This is a genomic window from Agrobacterium sp. 22-221-1 (assembly GCF_053522445.1).
Genome location: NZ_JBNWCL010000010.1, coordinates 113,878 through 125,517 on the forward strand (window position 1 = coordinate 113,878; position 11,640 = coordinate 125,517).

Consider the following 11,640-nt stretch of genomic DNA (forward strand, 5'->3'; position numbering starts at 1 on the left):
GTTGAATAGGCGAGCCGATCATACGCGCTTCATCCTTAACGAAGGGTTTGGGACGCGCCGGCCTGTGTGCCAATATCGTCCGCCACGCGTGGCTTGCGAATGCCGTTGAACAGGAAAAGGGCGAGCGGGCTGAGGCGTATCGCCTGATGCAGCATATAGGCCGCCGCCGTGGTGGCCGCAACGATGATGGTAAATTCCACGATCGGCGGCAGCGCAATGAGGATGAACAGCGTTCCGAAGGCGTAGATCAGCGGATGGTGAAACAGGTAGATGGTGAAGGACGCATCCGTCATGCGTCTGGCAAGCCGGTTCGGCCTGTCGAAATAACGGCAGGCGAGGTCTATCAACAGACGGCTTGCCGCCACCGCCGCAATTGCCGACACCAGCACCAGCAGGGCCGAATTCGAAAAGGGATATTGCAGGCGCAGGGTCACCGCCGTCGCGATGGTGCCCGCCGCGATGACGCCTGTGAGAAGGCCCGTCTGGCGAAAGCGGTGAAAGAGGGCGCGGTCACGGTGCAGCAGCGCGCCGATGAGGAAGAATGGCAGGTAACGCGCATAGGGATCGGAAGCGCGTTCATAGAGAAGAAAGAGGCCGCTTCCGCTTTTTGCCGCAAGCAGGCCGGATCCGTAGATCATCAATTCCCACAAAACAGGCAGGGTGCAGAGTGCCGCGAAAAACAGGGTGGTATGCCGCTGCCGCAGGCTGCCTAACCAGTCTCTGATATATGCCACTGGCGGACGTTCCGCGAGAAACAGCAGGCCGGCAAGCAGGATCGAATAGAAGACAAGGGCCGGCAGGAACCATAGATGCATGATCCACTGTTCGCTCGGGCGCAGCAGGCCGGGCGGGCTCTCAAGCAGCCGGTCGGCCGGGATAGTGCCTTTGGCGACGCCGGCCAGTTGCAGCAGGAAAAGCTGCAACGGCCCGAGCAGAAGAATGGCGACGATGAAGGGCACGACGAGGCGCAGGAAACGCTGCCTCAGCCAGCGCATCTTGCCCTTCTTGCCGATGACCATGGTGGAGAAATAGCCGGCCACCAGAAAGAATGCCGGCATGCGGAAGGTGGAGAGCGCAGCACCCAGCGCGCTCAGAAGCGTGCTGGTGTCGAAATCCTTGATGTCCCATGGCAGGGCATGGCTGTAGAGGAGGGAGGCGTGATAGGGAATGCCAAGCAGCATGAGGAGCGCCCTTAGCGGGTCCCAGTAATGCTCGTAGTCAGATTTGCCCGGTTGCATTTTTCCCTCGCGCCGCAAGCGCGATCCCGTGTGATCAGCAATGACCAGCACGACTATTGGTGGAAAACGCTAATAAACCCTTCACGCTCCGGACGGTGTGGGCGGAGCCTTTTTTCCGGGCATGAGATCGAGGACCAGCGCACAGCCCAGAATGATGATGCCGGCGCCGAAAAGCTGGGGAAGCGAAAGCGGCTCATCCAGCACCAGCGCGCCGACGAGGACCGCCACGACGGTCACGGCGAATTCCACGCTGATCGCCCTGGTTGCGCCGATCGAGGAGACAAGCTTGAAATAGGTGATGTAGGTGAGGCCGCTCATGACAACCGCCTGTACCAGAAGATAACCGTAATCGATGAGATTCGGTGTTCTCGGCAATGGGACCGCGAAGAGAAGCGGCAGGGTCATCAGGCCGCCTGTCAGGAATGAGCCTATGGTGATTTCCCAGGAACCCACGCCCTTCAGGTGGCGGCTGGCAAAATTGCTGCCATAGGCCGCGCAGATGCACGCGGCGACAGCGGCGGCGCAGCCGATGATGAAACCGGTTGTAACGGGAACGGCGGGAAAGCCGACAAGCAGGACGATGCCGGCAAGACCGATGACGAGACCGGCAATGCCCTGACGCGTCAGGCGCTCGATACCCCAGACCTGCGCGATGAGCATGGAAAAAAGCGGGATGGTGGCCACCAGAATGGCGGCCATGGCGGTGCCGACCAGCGGCGTCGCATAGGAGAGGCCGATCAACTGTCCCGCGACCGTTGTTGCGCCGACGACTGCGAAGGCGCGCCAGCTCGCGGAAAATGCAAGCTTTCGGCGCGCCGCAATCGCGATCAGAAACAGGGTAATGGCGGTGACCAGCGAGCGGAGCGTGACCGCACCGATCCAGCCGAAGGCCTCGACGACGTGCAAAAGCAGCAGGAAGGACATTCCCCACGCGAGTGCGAGAAAAACATAGGCGGCAAAGTCGCGAGGGGACATGAAAGCGTTTTCCGGAAGACGATCCGGCTCCCATATTGGAAATTGCCGATATCCGTCAACAGCGATCGAGAGGTGTAACGAAAATCGCCCGCAACCGAAGGTGCGGGCGATTTCGTTTGTCTGTCAGGAACTGCCTCAGGCCTGTTCGTAAACGCCGTGGCAGTGCTTGTATTTCTTGCCGGAGCCGCAGGGGCACATTTCGTTGCGGCCGATGCGACCCCAGGTGGCGGGGTTTTCCGGATCGCGATCCTCGGCCGGCACGAAGGCGGCGGGTGCGGCCTGCTGGCCCTGCGCCATTTCGTCTTCGCCCGTATTGGGGTCGAGATGATGCGCCGTCATTTCCGGCAGTTCCGGCTGCTGCGGTTCCTGCTGCACCAGTTCCACGCGCATCAGCTGGGCGGTAACGGCCTCGCGCAGATTGGCGAGCAGCGCCTGGAACAGTTCGAAGGCTTCCGCCTTGTATTCCTGCAGCGGGTCGCGCTGGGCATAACCGCGGAAACCGACGACCGAGCGGAGATGGTCGAGGTTGACGATATGTTCGCGCCACAGATGGTCGATCGTCTGGAGAATGACCGAGCGTTCCACATAGGTCATGATCTCGGGGCCGAAACGTTCCGCGCGCTCGGCGGCGTATTTGTCGGCGGCCTCGGTGACGCGCTGAAGAATATCGTCCTCGGCGATGCCTTCTTCCTTGGCCCATTCCTCCACCGGCAGGTCGAGGTTGAGGAACTGGGCGATGCCGGCCTTCAGGCCTGCAATATCCCACTGTTCGGCATAGGCATTTTCCGGAATATGCTTGGTGACGAGCGTTTCGATCACTTCATGGCGCATATCGGCTGCGGTTTCGCCGATATTGTCGGCTTCCATCAGCTCGAGACGCTGCTCGAAGATCACCTTGCGCTGATCGTTCAGCACGTCGTCATATTTCAGAAGGTTCTTGCGGGTCTCGAAGTTGCGGGCTTCGACCTTCTTCTGGGCGCGTTCCAGCGCCTTGTTGATCCACGGATGGACGATTGCCTCGCCTTCCTTCAGGCCGAGCTTCTGCAGCATCGAGTCCATGCGCTCGGAACCGAAGATGCGCATCAGGTCATCCTGAAGCGAGAGGTAGAATTTCGAACGGCCCGGGTCGCCCTGACGACCGGAACGGCCGCGCAGCTGGTTGTCGATGCGTCGGCTTTCGTGGCGTTCGGTAGCGATGACGTAAAGACCGCCGGCGGCGAGCGCCTTTTCCTTCAGAACCTTGATCTCGGCGCGGATTGCCTCTTCCTTCGCATCAAGCTCGGGACCCGGCTCCATGCCTTCGAGCTCGCGCTCAAGCCGCATGTCGATGTTGCCGCCGAGCTGGATGTCGGTGCCGCGGCCGGCCATGTTGGTGGCGATGGTAACCGCACCCGGAACGCCGGCCTGCGAAACGATATAGGCTTCCTGCTCGTGGTAACGGGCGTTCAGGACCTGGAAATCGGAGAAGCCGGACTGACGCAGGAGATGCGCCAGAAGCTCGGATTTTTCGATGGAGGTCGTGCCTACCAGAACCGGCTGGCCGCGTTCATGTGCCGCCTTGATCTCGGTGATGATCGCCTGGAACTTCTCCTCGCCGGTGCGGTAAACCTCGTCGTCCTCGTCGATACGCTGGATCGGCAGGTTGGTCGGCACTTCGATGACGTCGAGGCCGTAGATGTTGCCGAATTCTTCCGCTTCCGTCGCAGCCGTACCGGTCATGCCGGCCAGCTTTTCGTACATGCGGAAATAATTCTGGAAGGTGACGGAGGAAAGCGTCTGGTTTTCCGGCTGGATCTGCACCTTTTCCTTGGCTTCGAGAGCCTGATGCTGACCTTCGGAATAACGGCGGCCCGGCATCATGCGGCCGGTGAACTCGTCGATGATGACGATTTCGTCGTTACGGACGATATAGTCCTTGTCGCGGGTGAAGAGCTTGTGGGCCTTCAGCGCATTGTTGATGTGATGGACGATGGCGACGTTTTCGACGTCGTAAAGCGATTCGCCCTTCAGGAGGCCCGCCTGCCGCAGCAGGTTCTCGAGCTTTTCGGTGCCGTCTTCGGAGAAGTTGGCCGAGCGCTGCTTTTCATCGATTTCGTAATCTTCCGGCGTCAACAGCGGAATGAAGGCGTCGATGGTGTTGTAAAGGTCGGAACGGTCGTCCAGCGGGCCGGAAATGATGAGCGGCGTGCGCGCCTCGTCGACCAGGATCGAGTCGACTTCGTCGACGATCGCGTAGTTGTGGCCGCGCTGAACCATCTGGGCGCGGTCATATTTCATGTTGTCGCGCAGATAGTCGAAGCCAAGTTCGTTATTCGTCGCGTAGGTGATGTCGCAGGCATAGGCCTCGCGGCGCTGGTCGTCGTCCAGCCCGTGAACGATCACGCCGGTCGTCAGGCCGAGGAAGCCATAGAGCCTGCTCATCGTAGCCGCGTCGCGCTTGGCGAGATAGTCGTTGACGGTGACGACATGCACGCCCTTGCCGGCAAGGGCGTTGAGGTAGACCGCAAGCGTCGCCACCAGGGTCTTGCCTTCACCGGTCTTCATTTCGGCGATGGCGCCGCCATGCAGAATCATGCCGCCGGTCAGCTGCACGTCGAAGGGGCGCATATGGAGAACGCGGCGCGACGCTTCACGGGCGACGGCGAAAGCCGGGATCAGCAGGTCGTCCAGCGTCTTGCCATCGGCAAGCTGCTGGCGGAACTCGGCGGTCTTGGCCGCCAGCGCCTCATTGGAGAGCGCCTTGGTGGCTTCTTCCAGCGCATTGATGGCTGCGATCTTGCTTTTATAGGAGCGGACGCGGCGGTCATTTGCCGAACCGAACAACTTGCGGGCTATTCCGCCGAGACTGACCATCTTACTGGCCCTTTCTGAAATTCCGTTTTGCCGGGCGCTTTTCTCCGTCACGCCGATTTCAGCATAAATGACGGACTTCGCCCTTCAACGTATCTGGACGCGAGGTTGCGTGACAGATAAGAGGGGGGGCAAATGATGTCAACGGTTCTGCCCGTTACAGAATGGCCACAATCCGGTGTTTGGAAGTTTTTTCAGAGCCGGAAACCATGTCTGGAGCCGGCATTGTCCCCGAAAGGTTCAAAATGTTGCGCTATAATAAAATTGCGGCTGCGGTGATTGTGGCCACGCTCGGCCTCCAGCTTCCGGCTTTCGCACAGGAAGACAAGGTTGTCGCCAAGGTCGGCGATCTGGAAATCCACCAGTCCGAACTCGACCTCGCCATGAGCAACCTCGACCCGCAGCTCGCGCAGCTTCCCGATGAGCAGAAGAAGGTTGCAGCCCTTTCCGGCGCGATCGACGTCAAGCTTCTGGTGAAGAACGCCAGCGCCGAAGGTCTGGAAAAGACTGAAGATTTCAAGAAGCGCATGGAATTCATCCAGGACCGTGAGCTGCACAACGCCTATTTCCGCAAGCACGTGGTCGATGCCGTTACCGCTGACGAAGTAAAGGCCCGCTACGACAAGGAAGTCGCAGCCCTGCCGCAGGAAGAGGAAATCAAGGCCGCGCATATTCTCGTCGCCAGCGAGGACGAAGCCAAGGACATCATCAAGCAGCTTGATTCGGGCAAGGATTTCGCCGCGCTCGCCAAGGAAAAGTCGACCGATTCCAACAAGGATGACGGCGGCGATCTCGGCTGGTTCGGCAAGGGCCGCATGGTGCCGGAATTCGAAGAAGCCGCTTTCGGCCTCGAAAAGGGCGCCTATACCAAGGCTCCGGTGAAGACCCAGTTCGGCTTCCACGTCATCAAGCTGGAAGACAAGCGCATCGCGCCGCCGCCGGCTTTCGAGCAGGTCGAGCCGCAGGTTCGTCAGCTTGTCATGCGTGACAAGTACGTTGCCCTCATCGAGAAGGCAAAGGCCGACCAGAAGATCGAAATCATGGATGAGACGCTGAAGAAGGGCTACGACGAAGCCACGAAGGAACAGCAGGCTCAGCCGCAGCAGTAAAAACAAATGTTACGGGGCGGCTATGGGCCGCCCCGTTTCATCTCAGGCATTCCAGACCCCTTTTCCAGAATTTCAGGCGCTTCCCATGTCCGTTGCCGTTTCCCCGCTCGCTCCGAAATCCTATCCCGACATGCCTGCGCTCCGCGGTGTTCGCATGGCGACGGCCGCCGCCGGCATCAAGTACAAGAACCGCACCGACGTTCTGCTGATGGTGTTCGACAAGCCGGCAAGCGTCGCCGGTGTCTTCACCAAATCGAAATGCCCTTCCGCCCCGGTCGATTTCTGCCGCGCCAATCTCGGCGGCGGCGCAGCGCGTGCCGTGGTGGTCAATTCCGGCAACGCCAACGCCTTTACCGGTGTCAAGGGCAAGGTGGCGACCGAACTGACGGCGAAATCCGCCGCCGCTGCCGTTGGCTGCTCCGAGGGCGAGGTGTTCCTGGCATCGACAGGTGTGATCGGTGAGCCGCTGGATGCCTCGAAATTTGCCGGCGTTCTCGGCGACATGAATGTCAGGGCGGAAGCCGATTTCTGGCAGGAAGCCGCCAAGGCGATCATGACGACCGACACCTATCCCAAGGTTTCGACCCGCACCGCCGAGATCGGCGGCGTGATCGTGACGATCAACGGCATTTCCAAGGGTGCTGGCATGATTGCGCCCGACATGGCAACGATGCTCTCTTTCGTGGTGACGGATGCGGATATCGAGCCCGCCGCCTTGCAGTCGCTGCTGTCTGCCGGTGTTGGCCCGACATTCAATTCCGTGACGGTCGATAGCGACACTTCCACCTCCGATACGTTGATGCTGTTTGCGACAGGTGCTGCCGCTGAAGACGGCCAGGTGAAGGTAACGAGCGCCGATGACGAGCGCCTTGCCGGCTTCCGCACCGCGCTGAACGATCTCCTCAAGGACCTCGCCCTGCAGGTGGTTCGTGACGGCGAAGGCGCGCGCAAGATGGTGGAAGTCACCGTAACGGGCGCGGAAAACGATGCCGCCGCCAAGAAGATTGCCCTTTCGATCGCCAATTCGCCGCTGGTGAAGACCGCGGTTGCCGGCGAAGACGCCAATTGGGGTCGCGTCGTCATGGCTGTCGGCAAGTCCGGCGAAATGGCCGACCGCGACCGCCTCGCCATCTGGTTCGGCGGCGTGCGCGTGGCCGTCAACGGCGAGCGCGACCCGGATTATTCGGAGGCGGAAACCAGCGCGGTGATGCGTCTCGAAGACATTCCGGTGAAGGTGGATATCGGTCTCGGTCAGGGCACTGCCACCGTCTGGACCTGTGACCTGACGAAAGAATATGTTGCGATCAACGGCGACTATCGGAGCTGACCGTTGGAGCCGAAGAGAATGCAGGACAATAAAGCCGTCAATCTGCCGCTGGTTCGCCGTCTGGAAGCCGTCAGCTTCCGGGCATGGCCTGCCTCGTCGGTGATTTATGACGGCAGCTGGCAAATCCGCCTGACGGGCTCGCACCCCTCCAAGCGCATCAATTGCGTGGTGCCGCTCGATCCGTCCGATTACGGAAACAGCGCGGTGCGGCTGGAAAAGGCGCGCAAGCGTTTCGAAGATTTCGGCCGACCGCTGGTGGTGCGCGAAACGACGCTGATGCCGCCGCAGCTCAGGGATTTTCTGGCGAATGACGGCTGGTCCGTGTTCGAAGAGGTGATGGTCATGACGGCCGATCTCTCCGGCATGGAGCTGCCCGAAACGCTGGTCAGCCTGCCGAGCCACGATATCGGCCGTTTTGTCGAGGCGAGTATCAAGGTCAGCGATAGCGACCCGGCGCTCCGTCCGGCGATTGCGGAAATCGTCAGCTCCATCAAGCCGGCGCTCGGCCTCTTCATCAATGAGGAAGTGGAAGGCAACCCGCTCGCGACCGTGATTTGCGTGCAGGATAACGACCTTGCCGGCATCATCTCCCTCGATGTCGAAAAGTCACAGCGTAAAAAGGGCCTCGGCACGCAGATTTTGTCGTCGGCACTGCGCTGGGCGAGAATCAGCGGCGCAAAAACCGCCTGGCTGCAGGTGGTTTCCACCAATGCGCCGGCGATCGCCCTTTATCAAAAATTCGGCTTCTCCGAGGCCTATCGTTATCGCTACTGGCGCAAGGGAACCGGCGAATGAGTGAGGCAGGCAAAAAAATCCTGCTGGTCGCCGCCTGCGCCCTTCTCGATCAGGATGGCCGCATCCTTCTGGCGCAGCGTCCCGAAGGCAAGTCGCTTGCGGGCCTGTGGGAATTTCCCGGCGGCAAGGTGGAGCATGGCGAGACGCCGGAGGAAACCCTTGTCCGCGAACTGGACGAGGAGCTGGGCATCAAAACCAAGGTCGCCTGCCTCGCACCGCTGACATTTGCCAGCCACACCTATGAGACCTTTCACCTCCTGATGCCGCTTTACGTGTGCCGCCGTTATGAGGGCATTGCGCATGGCCGGGAAGGGCAGGCGATTAAATGGGTGAAGCCGCAGGCCCTGCGCGATTACCCCATGCCGCCGGCCGATGAGCCGCTCATCCCCTTCCTGCAGGATCTGCTATAAAATCGGGAAGCCCCCCCGAGGTCCTCGCGTATTATCCCGTCACAGCTTCGTGAAAATGCCCCGTTTGCAGCGCTTTGCCGTGCCAAAACGGGGCTGTGTTAAGAGATCGTTCAGCACCCTCTGGCAGATTGTTAAGCTAAAGAAGCGGTAAACTGCGCGAGACGAGGTTGGTCATGAACGAGGATTTCTGGAAGACGGTGGAAGGTCGTCACTTGTATTCCGACAAATCCCGTCGCACCGGCGTGCTCAATGTGGCGCTGCTTTTCGGCACGGCGGTTATCGCGCTCACGCTCATCGTCACTCCCATGCTTGCCGGAAAATCCTCCACGCGGGTGGCGCAGTTTCCCGATAATTACGACATGATCAGCACCGGCTCCATCAAGAAGACCGATGTGGGCAAGACCTATTCCATCCGTCGCAGCATCACCCAGCCGATGCCGGAAATGCCCTGCGTGGTCACGGGTTATAGCAACGAGAGCGGTTGCTGATCGTTTACCATCAAAGGTAACGGATTCCTCACATCGCCGACCTAGGATAGAGTTGATTTCAACAGGGCAGATGCCGGTTGTCGCAACGCACCGGATGGCGGATGGGGAATATCCTGTGCTGCATTTTTTTATCAATTTTTGCAAAAGCGAAGACGGTGCCACAGCGGTTGAATACGGCTTGATTGTCGGGCTGATTTCCGCCGCCCTCATCGCTGGCGCAGGCAGCATCAGCAGCAATATCAATGCCGTGTTTCAGTTCATCGTAGACACTTTGGTCGAGTTGAAGCCTTTTGGCTGATCGCTCAGGACAGCTTCACCTCGGTTGTCTTTAAGGCGTCGGCAAGCCGCACCTTGGCGGAGCCGGGTTTCAGCGGCTTCTGCTGGCTTTCATGCGGCGCCCAGCCTGATACATAGATGATGGAAAATGTCGCCCTTATCCGCCCGTCAGGGTCGGAGTATCGCTCGGCGTAAAGCTCCGCCGCGCGCAGGAAAAAGGCGCGGTTGAGCGGTTTTCTGCTGCGGCTTGCCAGCGGATTGGCCATGCCCATGGCGCGCAGGTCGCGCATCAGCGGGAAAATCGAATCGTAACGCACGGTGTAGCTTTCCGCATCGGTCACGGGGAGCGCAAAGCCGGCGCGCTGCAAAAGCGCACCGACATCGCGTACATCGGCGAAGGGAATGACACGCGGGCTGGCGCCTCCGGTCAGCTCCGCCTCGGCGGTCAGCAGCACGTCGCGCAGTTCCTGCAGGGTGCCGTTGCCGGGAATGGCGCCGAGAAACAGGCCGTCCGGTTTCAATGCCCGGCGGATCTGGATCAGCGCGCCGGGCGTATCGTTGGTCAGATGCAGGGCAAGCGGTGAAACGATGAGGTTGGCGGAGGCCTCCTCGAGCGGCAGATGCTCCATGGAAGCGGCTTCGGGAATATTCGCATCCGTCGCAAAACAGCTCTCGGTTTCGATACGGCGAATGGTATCCACCTTGCCGGTTTCCGCCAGGCGCCGGGCGGTGACGCCGGTGCCGCCGTGAAGTTCGATTGCGGTCTCGAACTGGCGCTCGACGATGGCAAGCCTGTCGGCCAGCTCTTCGGCCGCCATATCGAGAAGAAACAGGGCCTTGTCGTCGCGCCGGTTCCACGCCCGGCGACGGTTTTGTTCGATCAGGGCCTGGTCAAAGAGAATATCCATCGTCTTGCCTGCTCGGCCTCAAACGCCTTCGGGATCGGCGGGCCGTATCGTTGGTCTCATGCCGCCTGGGGCATCGTTTTCCCGGTGTCGGGAGGGAACTATCGCTCTCGCAAAGGCACCCGTTCGGCGGTAAAGTCAACCTCATGGGTGCTGGTGAAAGTCTGTTTTCGGGTTTGCTGTCAAAGTCTGCGGCCGTGCCGGCGGCGGCGGGAGACATGTGGCGTGCGGTCTTCCGTATGGTCTACCCGCCAACCTGCGCGGGCTGCACCCGCATGACCGGCGGCGAGGGCGCCTTATGCGCGGATTGCTGGCGGGATGTGGCCTTTATCGACCGCCCTTTTTGCGAGGTTCTGGGCATTCCCTTCGCGCGGGATCACGGAGACGGGTTCGTGAGCGCGCAGGCGATTGCCGAACCGCCGCCTTTTGACCGGCTGCGCGCCGTCGCAAGCCATGAGGGAACCGCCCGCAAGCTGGTGCACCGGCTGAAATATCAGGATCGGACCGATCTCGCCCGCCTGATGGCGCTGTGGATGCTGAGGGCAAGTGACGGAACTGTGGATGCCTGCGATTGCATCGTGCCCGTTCCATTGCATCGCAACCGCTTCCTGCGGCGCCGCTTCAATCAATCCGCCGAGCTGGCGCGGCATCTGGCCAGGGCGTCCGGCAAGCCCTTGCTTGCCGGCACGCTACTGCGCGTGAAGCCGACAGAGCGGCAGGTGGGGCTTTCCGCGCTTGCCCGGCGGGACAATGTGCGCGGTGCTTTCGCGCTCGCACCCGGCCGGGAAACCGATGTCCATGGCAGGCGCGTGGTGCTGGTGGACGACGTCTATACCACCGGCGCGACGGTGGGTGCGGCGAGCCGCGCCCTGCGCAGGGCCGGTGCCGCGGATGTGACGGTTTTGACCTTTGCAATGGCCATTTCCGGGCCTATATGAAACCTGAATGACATGACTTTATCGTGCGTTTTACCGCACGTTTGCGAGGGCTTTGAAAACATGGCACCGGTGACGATCTATACGCGGGATTTTTGTGGTTATTGCGCGCGCGCCAAGGCGCTGCTGGACAGCAAGGGCGTGGATTATGCCGAATATAACGCCACGACGACACCGGAATACCGGCAGGAAATGATCGAGAAATCCGGCGGAACGACGTTCCCGCAGATCTTCATCAACGGCCAGCATGTGGGCGGCTGCGACGATCTGCACGCGCTGGAGCGCGCCGGTAAACTGGACGCGCTGCTGGCCGCCTGATCGGCCGCGATCTT

12 protein-coding genes are annotated in these 11,640 nt (G+C 60.6%); 8 read left to right on the plus strand and 4 right to left on the minus strand.

The annotated features are described in order from the left end of the window. Positions 1-35: 35 nt before the first annotated feature. From mdoC to secA, 3 genes are all read right to left on the minus strand, one after another. Entirely contained in the window at positions 36-1,238 is a 1,203-nt protein-coding gene (gene mdoC, locus ACQZ5N_RS16625; protein ID WP_448733530.1) for a glucans biosynthesis protein MdoC, read from the minus strand. Between the two features lie 81 nt (positions 1,239-1,319). Continuing rightward, positions 1,320-2,213, minus strand: a complete 894-nt coding sequence (locus ACQZ5N_RS16630) for a DMT family transporter (RefSeq protein WP_448733531.1) — start codon at positions 2,211-2,213, stop codon at positions 1,320-1,322. 135 nt (positions 2,214-2,348) lie between these two features. Then, positions 2,349-5,066: a preprotein translocase subunit SecA gene (secA, locus tag ACQZ5N_RS16635; RefSeq protein ID WP_448733532.1), complete on the minus strand. Its 2,718-nt coding sequence runs from the start codon at positions 5,064-5,066 to the stop codon at positions 2,349-2,351. A 242-nt stretch (positions 5,067-5,308) separates the two neighbouring features. Between secA and ACQZ5N_RS16640 the strand changes: the two genes are divergently transcribed. The 6 genes from ACQZ5N_RS16640 (at position 5,309) to ACQZ5N_RS16665 (ending at position 9,490) form a co-directional block, all read left to right on the plus strand. Further along, positions 5,309-6,172, plus strand: a complete 864-nt coding sequence (locus ACQZ5N_RS16640) for a peptidylprolyl isomerase (protein WP_035237262.1) — start codon at positions 5,309-5,311, stop codon at positions 6,170-6,172. An 85-nt stretch (positions 6,173-6,257) separates the two neighbouring features. Beyond that, entirely contained in the window at positions 6,258-7,499 is a 1,242-nt protein-coding gene (gene argJ, locus ACQZ5N_RS16645) for a bifunctional glutamate N-acetyltransferase/amino-acid acetyltransferase ArgJ (protein WP_448733533.1), read from the plus strand. 18 nt (positions 7,500-7,517) lie between these two features. Beyond that, positions 7,518-8,294: a GNAT family N-acetyltransferase gene (locus ACQZ5N_RS16650; RefSeq protein ID WP_448733534.1), complete on the plus strand. Its 777-nt coding sequence runs from the start codon at positions 7,518-7,520 to the stop codon at positions 8,292-8,294. Beyond that, on the plus strand, positions 8,291-8,704 hold the full coding sequence (gene mutT, locus ACQZ5N_RS16655; RefSeq protein WP_003522547.1) for an 8-oxo-dGTP diphosphatase MutT: 414 nt from the start codon (positions 8,291-8,293) through the stop codon (positions 8,702-8,704). The genes ACQZ5N_RS16650 and mutT overlap by 4 nt, the downstream gene beginning before the upstream one ends. Positions 8,705-8,877: 173 nt before the next feature. Next, positions 8,878-9,192, plus strand: a complete 315-nt coding sequence (locus ACQZ5N_RS16660) for a hypothetical protein (RefSeq protein WP_448733535.1) — start codon at positions 8,878-8,880, stop codon at positions 9,190-9,192. A gap of 70 nt (positions 9,193-9,262) precedes the next feature. Continuing rightward, entirely contained in the window at positions 9,263-9,490 is a 228-nt protein-coding gene (locus ACQZ5N_RS16665) for a Flp family type IVb pilin (protein ID WP_448733536.1), read from the plus strand. 4 nt (positions 9,491-9,494) lie between these two features. On the opposite strand, the gene ACQZ5N_RS16670 is transcribed toward ACQZ5N_RS16665, so the two are convergent. Continuing rightward, a complete protein-coding gene (locus ACQZ5N_RS16670) occupies positions 9,495-10,376 on the minus strand; it encodes a methyltransferase domain-containing protein (protein ID WP_448733537.1) in 882 nt (293 codons plus the stop codon). Positions 10,377-10,519: 143 nt separating this feature from the next. On the opposite strand from ACQZ5N_RS16670, the gene ACQZ5N_RS16675 reads away from it, so the two are divergent. Both ACQZ5N_RS16675 and grxC read left to right on the plus strand, forming a co-directional pair. Continuing rightward, positions 10,520-11,311: a ComF family protein gene (locus ACQZ5N_RS16675; RefSeq protein ID WP_020809607.1), complete on the plus strand. Its 792-nt coding sequence runs from the start codon at positions 10,520-10,522 to the stop codon at positions 11,309-11,311. 60 nt (positions 11,312-11,371) lie between these two features. Then, the gene (gene grxC, locus ACQZ5N_RS16680; protein WP_003522552.1) at positions 11,372-11,626 is read left to right on the plus strand and encodes a glutaredoxin 3; all 255 of its coding nucleotides are present in this window, start codon (positions 11,372-11,374) and stop codon (positions 11,624-11,626) included. Positions 11,627-11,640 lie beyond the last annotated feature (14 nt).